The following is a 19,101-nucleotide window of genomic DNA, read 5'->3' on the forward strand; positions in this document are numbered from 1 at the left end:
GCGGCCAGGGTGGCCGCCACGGTGAGCAGGCAGGCGGCGGTGAGGGTACGGGATCCTCTGATGGACATGCTCACGACACTCCTTGGATGCGGCGAGGGTGGTCGCCGGGCGGTTCACGGGCCTTGGGCGGCCGGATGGTGCGGCCGGCCACGGGTGGGTGGCCCGCCCGGTCTGCCGGAAGGGCGGTCGGCGTCCGGGCGGTGCCCCGTCGGTGCCTTCGTGGCACACCGTCGCCGATGTTTACAACGTTATACACATCTCATCCAGGGCCGACAAGAGAGCGTTCTCCGGGAATGTCGACGACGGCACCCGGTGGCGGACAGGTTCCGGTCCAAGTCGGTCAGGACTCTGGACACGACAACTGACGCATGCTCTGATGCCGTTGGCGAAGCTGTTTCCAACGTTGGAAGAACGGCCCTGTCGCCGCACGCTGCACGCTGCACCGCCGCATGCCGTAAGCCCCGTCTCGTTCGTCGCAGGCTCCGCACCCCGCACCCGCACCCGCGCCCCGGAACCTGCGGCCGCGCACGCCGTAGCTCCGGCCCCGCCCCGCCCCGCGCCCCCGTCAGCACCCGCCCGGACGGCCCCCGCCCGCCCGGACATCGGCGTGGGCCGGCTCCGCACCCGCCCACCCGTACGGACTCCGGCTCCCCCACCCGAGGAGTACCGCCATGCCCCTGAACCGCCGTCAGTTCGTCAACGGCACCGTCGCCGCCGGTGCCTCCGCCCTGGCCCTGAACGGTGCGGACCTCGCGTCCGCGGCCCCCGCGCCACCCGCCGGCCGCGGAACACCCACCGTCGCCGGGTCCTCCCTCGTCGCCCCCGCCCGCGGCGGCTTCTACACCCCCAACGCCGCGCCGCTCCAGCCCACCGCCTTCCTGCGGCTGCCGCCCGGCAGCATCACCGCCCGCGGCTGGTTGGACGGCCAACTCCGCCTCCAACTGGCCGGCTTGTGCGGATGCTACGAGGAGTTCTCGCACTTCCTCGACATGAACACCAGCGGCTGGGTGCGCCCCGACCGGGCCGGCTGGGAGGAACTGCCCTACTGGCTGCGCGGCTACGTGGACCTCGCCGTCGCCACCGGCGACGCCACCGCCCTGGCCGGCGCCCGTCGTTGGATCGACGCGATCGTCGCCACCCGGCAGCCCGACGGCTTCTTCGGCCCGGCCGCACTGCGCACCTCGCTGAACGGCGGCCTCGACGCCTGGCCCTTCCTGCCGCTGACCTGGGCGCTGCGCAGCTGGCAGGAGTACTCCGGCGACACCCGGATCATCCCGCTGCTCAGCGGCTTCTTCCGCTACCTGGACGGGCAGGGCCCCGGCGCCTTCAACAGCAGCTGGGTGTCCCAGCGTTGGGGCGACGCCCTGGACAGCGTCTTCTGGCTGTTCAACCGCACCGGCGAGAGCTTCCTGCTGGGCCTGGCGGACCGGATGCACAGCGGCGGCGCCAACTGGGTGGACAACCTGCCCAGCCCGCACAACGTCAACATCGCCCAGGGCTACCGTGAGCCCGCCCAGTACGCGCTGCGCTCCGGATCGGCCGCGCACACCGCCGCCGCGTACCACAACTACGACTCGGTGATGGCGGGTTACGGGCAGTTCCCCGGCGGCGGGTTCGCCGGTGACGAGAACGTACGGCCCGGCTTCGGCGACCCGCGGCAGGGCTTCGAGACCTGCGGGATCGTCGAGTTCATGGCCAGCCACCAGCTGATGAACCGCCTGACCGGAGACCCGGTCTGGGCCGACCGCTGCGAGGACCTCGCCTTCAACTCGCTGCCCGCGTCGCTGGACCCGTCCGGCCGGGCGGTGCACTACGTCACCAGTGCCAACAGCGTGGACCTGGACGACGCCGCGAAGACCCAGGGCCAGTTCCAGAACGGCTTCGCCATGCAGGCCTACCAGGCCGGCGTCGACCAGTACCGCTGCTGCCCGCACAACTACGGCATGGGCTGGCCGTACCTCCTGGAGGAGCTCTGGCTGGCCACCCCCGACCGCGGCCTCGCGGCGGCGATGTACGCCGCGAGCACGGTCACCGCGAAGGTCGGCGACGGCACCGCCGTGACGTTCACGGAGACCACCGACTACCCCTTCTCGGAGACGGTCACGCTGCGCCTGTCGACCCCGCGCGCGGTGGCGTTCCCGCTGTACCTGCGGGTCCCCGGCTGGTGCCAGGCCCCTGTGCTCGCGGTGAACGGCGCGCCGGTGCCGGCCCCGGCCGGACCGGCGTACACCGTGGTCACCCGTACCTGGAGGGACGGCGACACCGTCACCCTGCGGCTGCCGCAGCGCACCACCGTCCGCACCTGGGGCGCCAACCACGGCGCCGTCTCGGTGGACCACGGGCCGCTGACCTACTCGCTGCGGATCGGTGAGCAGTTCACCCGGTACGGGGGCAGCGCCGCCTTCCCCTCGTACGCCGTGCACGCCACCACTCCCTGGAACTACGGCCTGGCCCTGGACGCCGGGGCGCCCGCGTTCTCCGCCGCGGGCGGGCCGCTCGCCGCCAACCCGTTCACCCAGGCCGGCGCCCCGCTGCGGATCACCGTGCCGGCCCGGCGGATCGCCGAGTGGCAGGCCGACAGCCAGCACGTCGTCACCCCGCTGCAGGACGGCCCGGCCCGCAGCACGGCCGCGGTCGAGACCGTCACGCTGATCCCGATGGGCGCCGCCCGGCTGCGGATCACCGCCTTCCCCACCACCTCGCCCACCGGCCGGCCGTGGACCCCGCCCGCCCCCTGGGTCCGGATCCGCAACCAGAACTCGGGCAAGGTGCTGGGGGTGGACCTGATGTCGACGGCCGACAGTGCCCGGGTGGTGCAGTTCGCGGACAACGGGACGGCGGACCACCTGTGGCAGCTGGTGGACAGCGGTGGTGGCTGGTACCGGATCCGCAACCAGAACTCGGGCAAGGTGCTGGGGGTGGACCTGATGTCGACGGCGGACAGTGCCCGGGTGGTGCAGTTCGCGGACAACGGGACGGCCGATCACCTGTGGCAGCTGGTGGACAGCGGTGGTGGCTGGTACCGGATCCGCAACCAGAACTCGGGCAAGGTGCTGGGCGTCGACCTGATGTCGACCGCCGACAGCGCCCAGGTCGTCCAGTTCGCCGACAACGGCACCGCCGACCACCTGTGGCAGCTGGTCTGACCGCTGCCCGGCCCCGAGCGCCCGCTGAGGCCACGCTCGCGTGCGCCCTCCGGGTGTCATGCCCCCGCGCGCCCCTTGCTCTCCCGCCCCACCCCACCGGAGGAGAACAGATGCACAGCTCAGCCCTGCCCGGGCCGTCACCGGCCCGCCGCCGGCCGATCGCCCTGCTCGCCGTGCTCGCCCTGGCGGCCGCCGTGATGCTGGCCTTCCAGACGCCCGCCCGGGCCGCCGGCTGGACGCCCAGAACGGCTCCCATGACGACCCCCTGGACCAGCCAGGTGCCGGTCGACAACCCCTTGCCCGAGTACCCCAGGCCGCAGCTCACCCGCCCCGACTGGGCCAACCTCAACGGCATCTGGGACTTCGCGGTGACCGCCGCCGGGGCCGGCCAGCCGGCCTCGTTCAACGAGCAGATCCGGGTGCCCTTCGTCGCGGAGTCCGCGCTCTCCGGCATCCAGCGGCAGGTCTCGCAGAACGACAAGCTCTGGTACAAGCGGACCTTCACCGTCCCGGCCGGCTGGAACGGGCGGCGGGTGCTGCTCAACTTCGGCGCCAGCGACTGGCAGACCACCGTCTGGGTGAACGGGCAGCAGGCCGGCGCCGCGCACAGCGGCGGCTACGACGCCTTCGGCTACGACATCACCCCGTACCTGACCACCGGCACCAACACCGTGGTGGTCTCGGTCTACGACCCGACCCAGACCGGCGGCGGCGCCGTCGGCAAGCAGCGCAACAACAACAGCGTCACCCCGCACTCCGGCGGCGGCATCTTCTACACCGCGGCCTCCGGCATCTGGCAGACGGTCTGGCTGGAGCCCGTCGCCCCGGCCCACGTCAGCCGCCTCGACCTGGTGCCCAACCTGACGGACAACACCCTCCGGGCGACCGTGCTCGCCGACGGCGCCAACGGGCAGACCGTCCGGGTCACCGTCTCGACCGGCGGCACGGTGGTCGGCACCGCCACCGGCGCGGTGGGCGGCCAGATCGCGGTGCCCGTGCCCAGCCCGCACGTCTGGTCGCCGGAGGACCCGTTCCTCTACGACGTCCGCGCCGACCTGCTCTCCGGCAGCAGCACGGTCGACTCGGTCGGCAGCTACGCCGGCATGCGCACCATCGCCGTGGCCAAGGTCAACAACGTCCTGCGGCCGGTGCTGAACGGCAAGTTCGTCTTCCAGACCGGCACCCTGGACCAGGGCTACTGGCCGGACGGCATCTACACCGCGCCGACCGACGCGGCCCTGCGCTCCGACCTCCAGGCGCACAAGGACCTCGGCTTCAACATGGTGCGCAAGCACATCAAGGTGGAGCCGCAGCGCTGGTTCTACTGGGCGGACAAGCTGGGCCTGCTGGTCTGGCAGGACATGCCGGCGATGGACACCCGGACGCCCGACGCCGCCGCCCGCACCCAGTGGGAGGCCGAGTACCACCGCATCATCGACCAGCACCGCAGCTCGCCCGCGCTGATCCAGTGGGTGGACGAGAACGAGGGCTGGGGCCAGTACGACCAGGCCCGGATCGCCAACGACGTCAAGGCCTACGACCCGTCCCGGCTGGTCGACAACATGAGCGGCGTCAACTGCTGCGGCGCGGTGGACGGCGGCAACGGCGACGTGGTCGACAACCACGTCTACGTCGGCCCCGGCAGCACCCTGCCCACCGCGACCCGGGCCGCCGTGCTCGGCGAGTACGGCGGGCTGGGCTTCCGGATCCCGGGCCACGAGTGGTTCCCGGGCGGCGGGTTCAGCTACGAGGACCAGCCCAGCCAGGCGGCGCTCACCGACCGCTTCGTCGGCCTGATCGACAGCCTGCGCGACAACCAGATGCCCGCCGGGCTGTCGGCGTCCGTCTACACCGAGATCACCGATGTGGAGAACGAGGTCAACGGCCTGCTCACGTACGACCGCCAGGTGGTCAAGGTGGACGCCGCGCGGGTGAAGGCCGCCAACCTGGCGCTGATCAACGCCTCCCGGAACCCCCCGGCCCCGGTCACCCTGCCGACCGGGCAGTACAAGTCGCTGCGGGTCACCACGCCCGGCTACACCAACCGGTACCTGCGGCACTTCACCGGGCTGGCCAACACCGAGGTGGTGGACGCCAACAGCAGCGCGGTGCTGAAGAGCGACGCCACCTGGAAGATCGTCCCTGGTCTGGCCGACGGCTCCTGCTACTCCTTCGAGTCGCGGAACTACCCCGGCGAGTACCTGCGCCACCGGGACAGCAGGGTCTACCGCGAGGCCGGCAGCGGGGCGCTGTACAACTCCGACACCACCTTCTGCGCGCACCCGGGGAACGGCGGGGTCCGGCTGACGGCGCTGGCCTACCCGGACCGCTACCTGCGGCACATCAACTCCGAGGTGTGGATCGCCACCCAGGGCGGCAACAACCCGTGGGACGGCAACCCGGGCAGCTTCCTGGCCGACACCACCTGGTCGGTGGACGCGCCCTGGGCGCCGTGACCCGGAGCCGGGGGTAGCGGGGGCCGGGCCGTGGTGGCCCGGCCCCCGTCCGGCGGCGCCGGGAGGCGGCGGAGCCGTGGGGGGGGTGGTGCGGGGCGCCGCCCCGCCCCGCCCCGCACCACGGCCGGTCCCGCCGGCGGGTCAGGGGTAGCTGACCAGATTCGCCACGTTGCTGCCGGAGTTGGCGGCCGCGCCACTGTTGTTGATGACGTGGCTGATCGTCCCGGTCCCGCCGAGCGAGACCGTCACCATGTCGTGGAAGCGGACGCCCGCGGTGTTCGGCACCTCGAAGGAGTGCGCCTCGACGACCGCCGGGTTGACGTTGAAGTAGGCGTAACTGCCCAGCCCCCAGGCCTCGTGGCTGGTCACCGCCGGGGCGACCTTGTACGCGGCCCAGCCCTGGGTGGAGCCGTTCATCCAGGCGGACTGGTTGGGCGGGTCGTAGGGCAGTTCGTTCTGGTAGAAGTACGTCCGCCCGCCGTTGCCGTTCCAGATGGTCTGGTACTGCTGGTAGTGCTCGACGAACAGGCCGTACATGGTGACGTCGTTGCCGTTCACCACCAGCCCGTTGGCGGCGGTGTTGGAGGTCCAGCCCACTCCGCTGCCGTGGTCGGCGCGCCAGAGCCAGAGGTGGTCGCCGATCACGTTGTTGCTGTTGACCACCAGGCTCTGCGCGGCCTTGCCGACGCCCGCGCCGCCGATCCGGAAGAACACGTCGCTGAGCGTGGTCGGGTTGGCGGCGTGGTTCGCGGTGGAGCCGGCCGGGCCGACCTGGACCAGCACGGAGGAGCTGGTGGTGCCCGCGTCGACCAGCAGGCCGGCCAGCTTGACGCCGTCGACGTCCGCGACCGAGAGGGCGGTGACGCCGTTGTCCGGGACGAGGGTGGCCAGGCCCAGGCCCAGGACCACGGTGTCCGGGCGGGTCACCCGGACGGTGTCGTCGAGGTGGAAGACCCCGGGGGTGAGGAGCAGGTTCTTCCCGGCGGCCAGGGCCGCGTTGATGGTGGCGGCCGAGTCGCCGGGCTTGGCGATGAAGAACTGCGAGATCGGCAGCGAGGACCCGGCGGTGCTGCCGCCGGCCCAGCTGGTGCCCGAGGTGTTGGTCCGCAGCGCGGGGACGAAGACCTGGTAGCCGCCGGCCTGGTCGACGTAGAGGAAGGGCTTCTCCCGGACGGCCGGGGCCTGGCCGACGGTGGTGATCGGCGGGTTGGGGAAGGTGGTGGCGGGCGCGCCGTTGACGCCGACGAAGACCATGTTCCAGTTGGAGCCGGACCAGCTGCCGAACTGGTCGCTGCGGGACAGCCATTGCTGCTGGGAGCCGGAGCGGACCTGGCCGTCGATCTTCGAGTCGGACAGGAAGCCGCCGCTGGACCAGCCGCCGTCGTCCAGCTGGAGGTCGCCGCGGATGTGCACCCGGCGCATCGGCGCGGCCTGCGAGACCGCCCAACGGTCGGTGCCGCCCGAGGGGTTGACCGAGAAGTTCTCGGCGTCCCGCCAGAAGTTCTGGGTGGCGTTGCCCTGGAACCAGTCCGCCTCGGCGTGCACGGCGCCGTTGACGGTGACGTCGTCGGGGGAGAGGCCGAGGCCCGCCACCTGGGTGTAGAAGCCCACGTTGGCATCGACGTTGTAGGTGCCGGGCTTGAACAGCAGGGCGTACCTGGCGCTGCCGAACTGGTTGGTCTCCTGCTGGGAGAAGACCGAGTTCAGGGTGGACTGGATGGTCGCGGCCGGCATCGACGGGTCGAAGATCTTCACGTTCGGCCCGAAGTCCGGGGTGCCCGCCGGGGGTGCGGGCGTGCCGAAGGAGAAGGACTGCGCGCCGGTGCCGTTGCAGGTGTACTGGCCCAGCTGGACGCTGTCGGCGGCGGAGGCGGCCGGCACGTCCAGGCACTTGCCGCTGTTGCGGTTGACGAAGTGGTAGTAGCCGCCGCCCTCGGAGACCGGCTGCCACTGCTGGTTCAGGCCGCCGGAGTAGGACCAGAGCTGGACGAGGGCGTTGTCGGCGGCCGAGACCCCGGTGACGTCCCAGGCGCGGCTCGCGTCGATCCGGCTGTTCACCCGGACGTTGCCCGCGTCGGTGCCCTGGAGCTGCCACTGCTGGGCGGTGGTGCCGTTGCAGGCGTACTGCTGGACGGCGGTGCCGTCGGTGGCGGCCGCCGCGCGGGCGTCCACGCACTTGCCGTTGGCCTTGTTGACGACGGTGGTCCAGCCGGTGGGCAGGGTGTCGGCGGCCAGGGCCTGCGGCGCGGCCCCGAGGGTGAGCCCGAGGGTGGCCAGCAGGGCGCCGGTCACCGTCAGGGCCAGGCCGCGGTGGCCTGCCGCGGACGGTTTCGGCCGGGCGGGCGGGGGGAGTTCGGCTCTGGTCATGAAGGTCCTCCATCTTCGGCGCCGATGGGGCGGCGCCGGCGTAGGGGCCCGCCAGCCGGTGGTCCGCTCATCGGCTGCCGGTCGGCTGTCGGGGTGTGGCCTGGTGTCGCGCGAGGTCGTGCCGCCTCGCGCGGGGCATGCCGAGCCGGCCGGCGATCGGGGTCGGGGACCGTCGCGGGTACTGCCCGTTACGTCGGCGCGGTGGCGCGAACGGGCTTTGTTCGGCTCTTAGTTCAAGTCGCGATTTAACTGGTCTAGACAGGACCGCGTCAATACTCCGGGCGGGCCCGGCTCCTCGGCCGGTGGCGGGTACGGCCCGCCGTGCGGGGCGAGTTGGCGACCGCAGCGGCACGAACGGCCTGCTCCGCGGGTGGTCCGGAGCCCTGGACGCCCCGGCTCCGGGGCGGGCCGGGCGGCGGCGGGACCGCGGGCGCGGGGAAGAAAATTGCGGACCACGCAATATTGCTTGTCGCGCAGATTCTTCCTAGGGTGGAGCCATGACGAGCGACAAGCCAGGGCCCGGTGACGCCCCGGGAGGGCTGCGGGAGCGCAAGAAGCTGGCCACCCGGCAGGCCCTGAGCTGGGCGGCGCTCCGCCTGGCGCAGGAGCACGGGCTGGAGAACGTCCGGATCGACGACATCGCCGCCGAGGCGGGAGTGTCCCCGCGGACCTTCAACAACTACTTCTCCAGCAAGTACGAGGCGATCGTCTCCAGGAGTACCGACCGCATCCGGCGGGCCGCCGGGGCCCTGCGGGCGCGGCCGGCCGACGAGCCGCTCTGGGAGGCGCTGGAGCAGGTCGTGCTGGCCGACTTCGAGGAGGCCGACCGCAGTCCGGATCCGGCCTGGACCGCCGGCGTGCGGCTGCTGCTCGCCGAACCCGCCCTGCAGGCCGAGATGGTGAAGGCCGGTGCGGCGGCCGGGGGCGACTTCGCGGCCGCCGTCGCCGCGCGGACCGGCACCGACGCCGAGACCGACCTCTATCCGGGCCTGGTCGCGGCCGCCGTGCAGGCGGCCCAGCAGGCGGCCGCCGACCGGTGGCTCCGGGCCGACCCGCCCGTCCCGCTGCTCCCGCTGGTCCGCGAGGCCCTCGGGCTGCTCGCCGCGGGCCTGCCGGACCCGTCCGACGGCCGTACGGCGGGGTAGCGCCCGCCCGGCCGTCCTGCGCGCCCTCGGTGGCGGGCCCGGCCCGCGCCGGGGCGGTCCCCGCCCCGTCATTGTCATGCCCTGATCATGCGGCCGGGTCGACGCCGGCCATGCCCGTGCCGAGGGCCGCGCCCCGGCCCCGACAGTTCCTCCGAAGGAGAAGTCCGATGACGTTCGACGTCCTGATCGCCGGCGCCGGCCCCAACGGGCTGATGCTGGCCTGCGAACTCGCCCTGGCCGGCGTCCGCCCGCTGGTCCTGGAACGGCTGCCGGAGCGCAGCACCGAGCCCAAGGCCAACGGGCTGGTCGGACAGGTCGTCCGGCTGCTCGACCACCGCGGCCTCCACGAGGGCCTCGGCGGCGGCCCCGGCGCGCCCAGGCCGGTACCGCACTACGTCTTCGGCGCCTTCACGCTGGACCTGGGCGGGCTCGACCACAACCCCGTCACCATCCTGCCCGTCCAGCAGCGGCGCCTGGAGGAGCGGTTGGAGCAGCGCGCGCTGGCCCTCGGCGTGGAGATCCGGCGCGGGCACCGCCTGGTCGCCCTGGCCGAGGAGGAGCACGGCGACGGAGGCCCGGCCGGGGGCGGCCCCGGCCCGGTGACCGTCGACGTCGAGGGCCCTGCGGGCCACTACCGCCTCCGCGCCCGCTACCTGGTCGGCTGCGACGGCGGTCGCAGCACCGTCCGCAAACTGGCCGGGATCGCCTTCCCCGGTGTCACCGGCCCGGACCTGATCTCCAGGACCGGCCACGTCACCCTGCCCGAGGCCCTGCTGGTGCCGGGGACGGGCGAACTCGACATCCCCGGCTTCGGCCGGCTGCGGCCCTTCACCCACACCCGCACCGAACGCGGGGTGGTCGTCTTCGCGGCGCCGGAGCCCGGCAAGCCGCTGCTCAGCACGCTGGAATGGGGCCCGCCACCGGCCGGCGAGGACGGGCCGATGACACTGGCCGAGCTGCGCGCCAGCGTCGGCCGGGTGCTCGGCGTCGACCTGCCCGTCGGGCCGCCGACCTCGCCCGGCCCGCACCTGCTGCGCCGGACCACCGGCGGGAACACCCGGCTGGCCGAACGCTACCGGCAGGGGCGGGTGCTGCTGGCCGGCGACGCCGCGCACGTGCACTCGGCGGTCGGCGGGCCCGGCCTCAACCTCGGGCTGCAGGACGCCGCCAACCTCGGCTGGAAGCTCGCCGCCACCGTCCGGGGCTGGGCGCCGCCCGGCCTGCTCGACACGTACCACGCCGAACGCCACCCGGTGGGCGAGCGGGTGTTCGTCCACTCGCAGGCCCAACTCGCCCTGATGGCACCGGGTGAGGGTGTCACCGCGCTGCGCGGCCTGTTCGCCGAGCTGCTGACGCACAAGGACAACGTCCAGCACATCGCCGACACCCTGGCGGGGAGCGACGTGCGCTACGCCACGACCTGCGCGCACCCGTTGGCCGGACGGTTCGCCCCCGACACCACTCCGGTGACCGCCTCCGGTCCGGTCCGGTTGGCCGAACTCATGCGTGAGGGGCGGCCGTTGCTGCTCGACCTGACCGGCGGGGCCGGACTGCCGGCGGCCGTCGCGGCGCCCTGGCGGGACCGGGTCGACGTGGTCACGGCCGGCTGCGCCGCTCCGCCCGCCGCCGCCCTGCTGGTCCGCCCGGACGGCTACGTGGCCTGGGCGGCGGAGGACGGTGAGCCGGACGGGCGGCTCGCCGAGGGGCTCCGCACCGCGCTGGCGGCCTGGTTCGGCGCGCCCGCCGCGGCCTGAGCCCGCTCGGCGGGGCGGACGCGCACGGGTGCCGTCCCCGGCGGTGCGGCAGCACGGCCGGGGACGGCGGTCCGGGTGGCCCGGCCCGGTTCGGGGGCCGGGCCGGTAGGTCAGCAGGCGCCGTCGTCGGCCCAGACGCCCCACTGGCCGCTGGCGGTCGGGACCTCGTTCAGCGTCCACCACTTGGCGTGGTACTTGTGGCCCGCGTACGAGACCTTGTTGCCGTTGGTGTAGGTCGTGCCGGCGTTCCACGGCGGGTCCGTGCAGACCCCGCCGGGGTTGGTCGGCGAGACGGTCGGCGAGGCGGTGGCCGTGGGGCTGGCGCTCGGGGTGCTGGTGGGCGGGACGGCGCCGGCGAACTTCACCGTGTACTTGGTGAAGTCCCAGTCGGCCTGGGCCACGCTGGAGCACGCCCCGGACAGACCGGGGTCGACGGTGCCGGGGCACTGCCGGTCGCGGTTGACGGACCAGTACGTGTAGCGGGCCAGCCCGTGCGAGGTGGCGAAGTCCAGCACGGTCTGGAAGTCGGCCTGCTTGAAGTACTCGGCGGCGTCGGTGCGGCCGTTCATCAGCGAGACGCCCTCGTGGGCGTAGGCGACGGCCTCGCTCCAGCCGAAGGTGGTGCGCAGCAGGCCGTTGAACTTCACCAGCGCGTCGGTCTGCGCGGCGGCGCCGTTGAACCCGCCGTCGAACGGCATGATGGAGAAGTTGTTCGGCGTGAAGCCCTGCGACTTGGCCTCGTTGAGCATCTGCTGCCCGAACCAGCCGGTGCCGGCGTTGGTGCCGGCCGTGGTGATCGAGACGTACAGGCCGGGGTTGTTCTGCTGGAGGATGCGGGCCGCGCCGATCTCGTTGTGGATGGCCGCGGTGTTCTCGTACTCCGGCTCCTCCAGGTCGAAGTCGATGGCCTTCAGCGCGTACTTGGTGATCACCTTCTGGTAGCCGGCGGCGGTCGCCTCGGGGGTGCCGCAGCTCTGGCCCAGCTTGTTGCCGCCGTAGCCGCCGATCGAGACCGAGACGTCGCCGCCCTTGTCGCGGATCTTCTGGATCACGGCGGGCATGGTGGTGTCGGTGTCGATCGAGGAGGTGCCGCCCCAGGCGGGCTTGCAGCCGCCGGAGTCGAGGATGAAGGCCAGCTGGAACGCCTTCTGGCCGGTGGCGTCCATCACCGCCGCGACGTCCGGCGGGCTGTTGTCCTCGGGCATCAGGTACGGCGCGGAGGCGTACCAGTTGCTGCCGAGCGCGGTGGTGGCGTTGGCGGAGGCGAGCGCGTCGCCGCCGGTGGCCAGTGCGGTCAGGCCGCCGGCCAGCAGGCCGAAGGCGGCCATGGCCGTCACGGCGCGGCGGCGCCGGCGGTGGCGGCCGGGAACGGGAGGTGCGGATGTCACCGGAGGCCGGCTTCGTTCCATGGTGAACCTCTCAGGGCAGGCTGTGGGGGAGGCCGCCCGCCCAAGGTGTGGGAGGCCGTGACCCGTACGCCGGAGGGGACTTGGGCGCCGGGCAGCGGGCGGATCGGCTTGCCCCTAAGTTGGACTAGACCAGTTGACAGGTCAAGGCCTGAACGCCCGTGGAGTGCTCACCGTCAATGATTTGACCAACCGTTGACCCTGCGACAAGGTCCGGGCCGCCCCGCGCCGCGGCCCGGCACAGCCCGAAGGGGCGCACCACGCGGCCTGTGCGTGGTGCGCCCCTGTCGTCGGGGGGCCGGCCTCGGCGCCGGCCGGGCCCGGGAGCCGGTCAGCCCTGGGCGGGCGGCTCCGAGGGGTTGAGCAGGACGAAGTCCGCGCCGTTCGGGTCGAGGCAGACGGCGAGCCGGCCGACCCCCTCCGCGTCCTCCGGGCCCATCTGGACGCTGCCGCCGTTGCCGCTCACCTTGGCCACCGAGGCGTCGCAGTCCGCGGTGCCGAAGACCGGGTGCCAGTAGGCCTTGCCACCGGTGGCCTGCAAGAACTGCGGCGGGAGCTCCATCAGGCCGCCGTGCATCCGCTCGGGCGGCAGCCCGGCCGGGGTGATCAGGGTGTACACGCCCTCGTCGCCGCCGGGCAGCGGCTGGTCCTGGTACGTCCAGCCGAAGACGCCGCCGTAGAAGGCCTGGGCCGCCTTGGCGTCGGTGGTGTACAGCTCGATCCAGCTCAGGCTGCCGGTCGCGTCCACCGTCTCCAGGGCCGGTCCGGTGCCGCCCGGCTGCCAGATCGCGAACTGCCCGCCCTGCGGGTCGGTGAGCTGGGCGATCCGGCCGCCGTCGGGGATGTCGAACGGCTCCGCGCGCACCGCGCCGCCGGCCTCGGTGACGGCCCGGGTGGTGGCGTCGGCGTCCGTGACGCGGAAGTAGACCATCCAGGCCGAGCGGGCGCCCTCCTCGGTGAGCCTGCCGATCGCGCCGACCGTCCGGCCGCCGAGCTTGAAGGCGCCGTAGCCCTGCGCCTCCTCGCCGTAGGACTCGAATTCCCAGCCGAAGACCGCGCTGTAGAAGCCGGCCGTGGCCTTGACGTCCGGGGCGCCGAGGTCGAGCCAGCACGGGGAGCCGGGAACGAAGTCAGTGGTGATCATGATGATTCCCTTCGGGTGTCCCTTGCCCAGTCAGGGTGGCACCCGGCCCCGGCACCCGCCCGTCACCTGCGGCAGTCGGGGGACGCCCGGGCCCGGGTCCGGCGGGCCGCCCGCCCGCCGGACCCGGGCGGTGCCTCAGCCGCGCGGGAGGACCATGGACTGGACCTCGGGCAGGTGGCGCCAGTCGCTGGAGACGACGCTCGCGTGCGCGGCGGCCAGCTGGGTGGCCCGTCCGCGGGCCTGGTCGGCGGTCGGGTCGGTGGCGCTGATCGCCGGGGCGACGTTCTGGGCGTCGGTCATCACCAGCAGGTAGTGCCGGGCGTCGTACCAGCCGGTGTCGATGCCGGAGACGTAGGCCGCGGCGTCACCGTCGAAGACGACGAACCAGGGGCGGATCGAGGTCTCCGCGTACTGGTCGCGGGGGTCGCCGGAGCGGGCGCCGTGCACCACGGGGAAGACCTGCGCGCGCGAGGCCTGCCCGGACGCCACCAGGTCGCGCAGGTGGCGGGCGTACTCCACGTCGGTGTGCAGGGTGTCGAAGGGGTTCTGCTCCTCCACCGTTCCCGGGATGACGTCCAGCAGGACCCGGCCGGCGAGCGCGGCCCGGCTCGGCCAGTTGCCCGCGCGGGCGGCCTCGTCCAGGGTGGCGTACGAGCCGCCGCCCGGCTTGGCGAGCAGGTCGGCCGGGCGGAACACGGCGCTGCCGAGGTGCGCCGCTATCAGGGCGTCGAGCTGGGCCGGGCCCATCCCGCGGTTGCCGGCGAAGCCGCCCTTCAGCTCCAGCTTGACCACCAGCGGGCCGGCGCCGGGGTGGGCGCCGAGCCAGACCCGGATGTCGTCCAGGCAGGTCTCCAGGTTCTTGTTGGCGCCCCCGGTGTAGAGCTGCGCCGGGGTGGTGGCGCTCACGCAGTTGTTGGCGTTGCCCAGCGGGTTGGAGTGGCTGACCTTCCACTCCTTGGTGACGGTGTCCGTCCACGCGTCGAGTTCGATCATGCCCGTGCCCGTGTCCAGGGCCTGGGCGAGGAAGGGGAAGGCGGCCGGGTCGTAGGTGTTGTGCAGCCCGACCGTGGTCGCGGAGCCGAACGGGAGGTCCGCCGGGGCGGTCGCCCCGGCCGCCTCCGCGGGTGCGGCGACGGCGACCGCGGAGGCGGCCAGGAACAGGGCGGTGGCGGCGATGATGCGGCGTACGGACACGGTGTCTCCTCGTCAGATGCCGGGACGGCGGCCAAAGCCTGGTCCATCCGAGCGGATTCGAGGTGACATGACAAGGAATTCTCCTGACACCGTGTCGGAAGACCTCCGAACGGCGACAGGAGTGACGGGTGAGGCGGGGCGGACCGAACCGGCGCCCGGCCGGCGGGAGTTGGCGGGACCCTCGTGGGGCGGGGCGGCGCCGGGTGCTGCTCAAGGCCGGCGCGACCGGCTGCTCCAGCATGGCCGTGCTGGCCGACCGGCACGGTCGGCGACCTCTACGAGATCGGCGGCACCGGCGGGATCGTCGGCACGGGCTTCACCCTCGGGTGGGTGGAGGGCTCCCGAGCCACCGCGCCGCACGGCGGACGGGCCGCCCCGACACCTTGCGCAGGTGTCGGGGCGGCCCGTCCGGGTGGCGGTACCGGCGGGTCAGCGCGGGATCACTGGTAGACCCGCACGTAGTCGACCAGCATCTTCTGCGGGAAGACGGTGGTGGCGTCCGGCGAGCCGGGCCAGTCCCCGCCGACCGCGTTGTTGAGGATGATGTAGAAGGGGTGGTCGTAGACCCACGGGCCGCGGGTCTGCTCCAGGGTGCTGCGGTTGACGGTGAAGAAGGCGTTGCCGTCGACCGAGAAGGTCATGTGGCTGGAGTCCCAGTCCAGGGCGTAGGTGTGGAAGGCCGAGGCGAAGTCGGTGCCCGGCAGCGTGTACGGCGAGCCGTAGCCGGCGGCGCCGAAGTAGGCGGGGGCGTGCAGCGTGGAGTAGACGCTGTCCGCGACCTTGCCGACGTGCTCCATGATGTCGATCTCACCGCAGTTGGGCCACGGCGTACCGGTCTTGAAGTCGGAGCCGAGCAGCCAGAACGCCGGCCACAGGCCCTGGGTGCCGGTCACCTTGATCCGCGACTCGACGTGGCCGTAGGTGAAGTTGAGGTGGTCCGAGGTGTTGATCCGGCCGGAGGTGTACTGGCAGACGGTGCTGCCGCTCAGCGGGTCGCGCGGGCAGGCGGAGCCGGGGGTGACCTCCTTGCGCGCCTCGATCACCATGTTGCCGGTGCCGTCCTGGTACGTGTTCTTGTTGCCGGTGGTGTAGTACTCCAGCTCGTTGTTGACGCCCGCGCCGGCGTCGCTGGTCCACTTGGACTGGTCCGGCCCGGTGCCGGCCGAGGCGTTGAACTCGTCGCTCCAGACCAGCTTCTCGGGGTTGCCCGGGTTCGGCGGGGTGGCCGGCGGGGCGGTCGGGTTGCCACCGGTGCCGTACACGTCGAAGCCCCAGAGCGAGTAGCCGTACGCGGTGCCCCGGGCGGTGCCGTACATCCGGACGTAGCGGCCGGTGCCGGAGACGTTCAGCGTCTCCTTGAAGCCGGCGCCGGTGGTGGTGGAGTAGACCGTGGTCCAGTTGGCGCCGTCGGCGGAGGTCTGGATCTGGTAGGCCTTGCCGAAGGCCGGGTCCCACTGGAGGACGACCTTGCTGATGGTGGCGGTGGCCCCCAGGTCGACGGCGATCCAGGCCGGGTCGCTCCAGCCGGTGGTGGCGTTGGTGGCCCAGCGGGTGGCGGCGTTGGCGTCGAAGGCCTTGGCCGGGGTGCAGCCGGAGCAGTTGCCGTCGTCCTGGAAGGTGGAGGCGGTGGCGGGCTTGGCGTAGGACAGCAGCACCGGGCCGTTGTCGGCCGGCGTGCCGGTGAACACCTGGAACTCCCAGAGCGAGTAGCCGTACTGGGTGGCCCGCTGGGTGCCGTACATCCGGACGTAGCGGCCGGTGCCGGAGAGCGTGATCAGCTCGGTGGCGCCGGGGCCGGTCGTGGTGGAGTAGACGGTGGTCCAGGTGGCGCCGTCGTTGGAGATCTGGATCTGGTAGGCCTTGGCGTAGGCGGCCTCCCAGCTCAGCTGGACCCCGCAGACCGACTGGACGGAGCCGAGGTCGACCTGGACCCACTGCGGGTCGGTGGCCGAACTCGACCAGCGGGTGCCCGCGTTGCCGTCGAAGGCGGCGCTCGCCGGGGTGCCGGCGTTCTCGGCGGTCGAGGCGGTGGCGGCGTGGTTCAGTGCCGCATTGTTGCTGCTGCAGCCGCCGCCGGTGCCGCCACCGCTGCCGTAGACCTGGAACTCCCAGAGCGAGTAGCCGTACTGGGTGGCCCGCTGGGTGCCGTTCACCCGGACGTAGCGGCCGCTGCCGGTGACGTTCAGGGTCTCGGTGCCGCCGGCGCCGGTGGTGGTGGCGTGGATGGTGGTCCAGGTGGCGCCGTCGGCCGAGGTCTGGATCTGGTAGGCCTTGGCGTAGGCGGCCTCCCAGACCAGCACGACCTGGCCGATCGTCACGGTCGAGCCGAGGTCGACCTGGATCCACTGCGGGTCACTGGCCGAACTCGACCAGCGGGTGCCGGTGTTGCCGTCCACGGCGGCCGAGGCGGGGGTGCCCGCGTTCTCCACGGAGGAGGCGGTCACCGGTTTGCCCTGGGACAGCAGGGTGCCGGCGGCCCGCGCGGGGCTCCCGGTCACCGCCAGCACGAGGCCGGCGATCATGGCGACGACCAGCAGCAGGGTGACGGAGCGGCGCCGCTGCGCCGGACCTGACCGTGTTCGGAAGTCGAAAGGAAGGGTGAGCACGAAACCTCCTGGGGGAAGCGGTTCCGAATGGGTGGGGGTGACGCTGCGGATCGCTGGAGAGTTCGTACAGCCGGGCGGGCGAGGGTGGGGAGAACGCTCTCCGACAGAGGTGATGATTGCGGCGACGTTTCCGACGTGTCAAGGCATGTGCACGCGGAACGCTTCGATATGTCGTTGTTGTACAGGTTCTGACGTTAATTCTGGAACACGGGGACGCTCTGCCGGAGCTGGTCCGCCGACCGGGTCGCGGGCATGCCGAAGGGGGTGGCGGCACCGCCGTGCCGCCACCCCCTGGTCCAGTGCTCAGGTCAGCTCAGGGTCACCACCGGGGCCGGGTTGCTGCCGCTCCAGGTGCCGTTGAAGCCCAGGGTGACCGAACCGCCGGGGCCGACCGTCCCGTTCCAGGCGGCGTTCGAGCAGCTGACATGGGCGCCGCTCTGGGTGCAGACGCCGCTCCAGGCCTGGGTGAGCTGCTGGCCGGCGGTGAAGTTCCAGTCCAGGTGCCAGCTGCTCAGCGAGGCACCCGCCGGGCAGCTGACGGTGACGCTGCCGCTGAAGCCGGTGTTCCACTGGTTGGGCACCGCGTAGGCGGCGGTGCAGCCGGTGCCGCCGGGCGGCGGCGAGCTGGTCGAGGTCGAGGTCGGGGTGGCCGTCGCGGTCGGGCTCGGGCTCGGCGAGGCCGGGGAGGAGGCCGTCGGGGAGGGGGAGTTGGTCGGGGACGGGCTGACCGTGCCGCCCAGGGCGGTGGCCACCGCCCGGACCGCGGGCTTGGGCTGGTAGCTCTCGTCGTACAGGGTCGCCGCGCCGTAGCCGGAGAACACGCTCGGCACCCAGGAGTCCGCGTCCGAGATGTCCCAGCCGGTGACCCCCTTGCAGCGGGCGACCGCCAGGCAGGCCTTCACCACCGTGCTGTAGTCGGTGGCCTGTTGGGCCAGCTTGGCCTCGGTGGCGGGGGTCTGCATCCGGACGTCGAGCTCGGTGACGGCGACGTCCACCCCGAGATCGGCGAAGCGCTGGAGGTTGGCCTGCAGGGTGGACGGGACCTGTCCGAGCACGAAGTGCGCCTGGAACCCGACCCCGTCGATCGGGGCGCCCTGCGCCTTCAGCGAGCGGACCAGGTTGTAGAGGGCGTCGCTCTTGGTCCCCAGCCCCTCGACGTTGTAGTCGTTGATGTACAACTTGGCGGCCGGGTCGGCCTGGTGGGCCCAGGTGAGGGAGTCCGCGACGAATCCGGCGCCCAGCGTGCCGTACCAGGGCGAGGAGCGGAAGGTGCCGTCCTCGTTGAACAGTTCGTTGAGGACGTCCCAGGCGTAGATCTTGCCCTGGTAGCGCCCGACCTCGGTGGCGATGTGCTGCTGGAGGATGCCGCGCAGCTCGGTCGCGCCGAAGCCGCCGTTGGTCAGCCAGTTGGGGTTCTGGCTATGCCAGACCAGCGTGTGGCCGCGGACCTGCTGGTTGTGGGCCTGGGCGAAGGCCACGATCTGGTCGGCCTCGGCCCAGTTGAAGCTGCCCCTGGTGGGCTCGACCGAGCCCCACTTCATGGCGTTCTCCGGGGTCAGCGAGTTGAACTGGCCGCCGGCCAGGGCCGCGTACTGGGCGTTGCCGCTGAGCTTGCCGCCGGCCACCGCGTTGCCGATGTACACCCCCTTGGCCGCGGCGAGGTCGCGCAGCGGCGGGTCGGCGGCCTGGGCGGCCCCGGGCAGCAGGACGGCGCCCAGCGCGGTGCAGACCAGGGCCGTCACGGCCAGGGCGGTGCGGCGCAGCAGGCCGCCGGCCCGGGCGGGCGGCTCGGTACGGGCGGGGGCGGGGGCGGGGGAGGGGGAGGGGGAGGGGGTGTGGGCACGGACGTGGGTCCGGGCGGGCGGCTCGCCGCCGGGGTTCGG

The 19,101-nt window shown here is 72.8% G+C and carries 10 protein-coding genes; 4 read left to right on the forward strand and 6 right to left on the reverse strand.

Annotated elements, in window-relative coordinates; translation table 11 throughout:
* Positions 1-671 precede the first annotated feature (671 nt).
* A complete protein-coding gene (locus tag IE329_RS30975; protein ID WP_190214329.1) occupies positions 672-3,146 on the forward strand; it encodes an RICIN domain-containing protein in 2,475 nt (824 codons plus the stop codon).
* A 110-nt stretch (positions 3,147-3,256) separates the two neighbouring features.
* Positions 3,257-5,602, forward strand: a complete 2,346-nt coding sequence (locus IE329_RS30980) for an AbfB domain-containing protein (protein ID WP_190214330.1) — start codon at positions 3,257-3,259, stop codon at positions 5,600-5,602.
* Positions 5,603-5,743: 141 nt separating this feature from the next.
* Here IE329_RS30980 and IE329_RS30985 read toward each other — a convergent pair whose 3' ends face one another.
* The gene (locus IE329_RS30985; RefSeq protein WP_190214331.1) at positions 5,744-7,969 is read right to left on the reverse strand and encodes an RICIN domain-containing protein; all 2,226 of its coding nucleotides are present in this window, start codon (positions 7,967-7,969) and stop codon (positions 5,744-5,746) included.
* A 497-nt stretch (positions 7,970-8,466) separates the two neighbouring features.
* Here IE329_RS30985 and IE329_RS30990 point away from each other — a divergent pair, with 497 nt between their 5' ends.
* Positions 8,467-9,114, forward strand: a complete 648-nt coding sequence (locus IE329_RS30990) for an acyl-CoA-like ligand-binding transcription factor (RefSeq protein WP_190214332.1) — start codon at positions 8,467-8,469, stop codon at positions 9,112-9,114.
* 167 nt (positions 9,115-9,281) lie between these two features.
* A complete protein-coding gene (locus tag IE329_RS30995) occupies positions 9,282-10,868 on the forward strand; it encodes an FAD-dependent monooxygenase (RefSeq protein ID WP_190214333.1) in 1,587 nt (528 codons plus the stop codon).
* 110 nt (positions 10,869-10,978) lie between these two features.
* Here the strand turns inward: IE329_RS30995 and IE329_RS31000 are convergent, their stop codons facing one another.
* The 5 genes from IE329_RS31000 to IE329_RS31020 all read right to left on the reverse strand — a co-directional run bounded on the left by IE329_RS31000 (position 10,979) and on the right by IE329_RS31020 (position 18,966).
* Entirely contained in the window at positions 10,979-12,196 is a 1,218-nt protein-coding gene (locus tag IE329_RS31000) for a chitinase (RefSeq protein ID WP_190214334.1), read from the reverse strand.
* A gap of 409 nt (positions 12,197-12,605) precedes the next feature.
* Positions 12,606-13,418, reverse strand: coding sequence for a VOC family protein (locus IE329_RS31005; RefSeq protein ID WP_190214335.1), 813 nt, complete (start codon positions 13,416-13,418; stop codon positions 12,606-12,608).
* A gap of 135 nt (positions 13,419-13,553) precedes the next feature.
* Entirely contained in the window at positions 13,554-14,612 is a 1,059-nt protein-coding gene (locus IE329_RS31010) for a phosphatidylinositol-specific phospholipase C domain-containing protein (protein WP_190214336.1), read from the reverse strand.
* 440 nt (positions 14,613-15,052) lie between these two features.
* A complete protein-coding gene (locus IE329_RS31015; protein ID WP_190214368.1) occupies positions 15,053-17,134 on the reverse strand; it encodes a discoidin domain-containing protein in 2,082 nt (693 codons plus the stop codon).
* Positions 17,135-17,526: 392 nt separating this feature from the next.
* Positions 17,527-18,966 (reverse strand): endo-1,4-beta-xylanase, encoded by a 1,440-nt coding sequence (locus tag IE329_RS31020; protein WP_229927910.1) that lies wholly within the window; start codon positions 18,964-18,966, stop codon positions 17,527-17,529.
* Positions 18,967-19,101: the final 135 nt, after the last annotated feature.

This window comes from Kitasatospora indigofera (genome assembly GCF_014655955.1).
GTDB classification, from domain to species: Bacteria; Actinomycetota; Actinomycetes; order Streptomycetales; family Streptomycetaceae; genus Kitasatospora; species Kitasatospora indigofera.

What these genes read in the sequence shown, in the direction of transcription:
- IE329_RS30975 (WP_190214329.1), top strand. Translation starts at nt 672, where the DNA reads ATGCCCCTGAACCGCCGTCAGTTCGTCAACGGCACCGTCGCCGCCGGT.
- IE329_RS30980 (WP_190214330.1), top strand. Translation starts at nt 3,257, where the DNA reads ATGCACAGCTCAGCCCTGCCCGGGCCGTCACCGGCCCGCCGCCGGCCG.
- IE329_RS30985 (WP_190214331.1), bottom strand. Translation starts at nt 7,969, where the DNA reads ATGACCAGAGCCGAACTCCCCCCGCCCGCCCGGCCGAAACCGTCCGCG.
- IE329_RS30990 (WP_190214332.1), top strand. Translation starts at nt 8,467, where the DNA reads ATGACGAGCGACAAGCCAGGGCCCGGTGACGCCCCGGGAGGGCTGCGG.
- IE329_RS30995 (WP_190214333.1), top strand. Translation starts at nt 9,282, where the DNA reads ATGACGTTCGACGTCCTGATCGCCGGCGCCGGCCCCAACGGGCTGATG.
- IE329_RS31000 (WP_190214334.1), bottom strand. Translation starts at nt 12,196, where the DNA reads ATGGCCGCCTTCGGCCTGCTGGCCGGCGGCCTGACCGCACTGGCCACC.
- IE329_RS31005 (WP_190214335.1), bottom strand. Translation starts at nt 13,418, where the DNA reads ATGATCACCACTGACTTCGTTCCCGGCTCCCCGTGCTGGCTCGACCTC.
- IE329_RS31015 (WP_190214368.1), bottom strand. Translation starts at nt 17,134, where the DNA reads ATGATCGCCGGCCTCGTGCTGGCGGTGACCGGGAGCCCCGCGCGGGCC.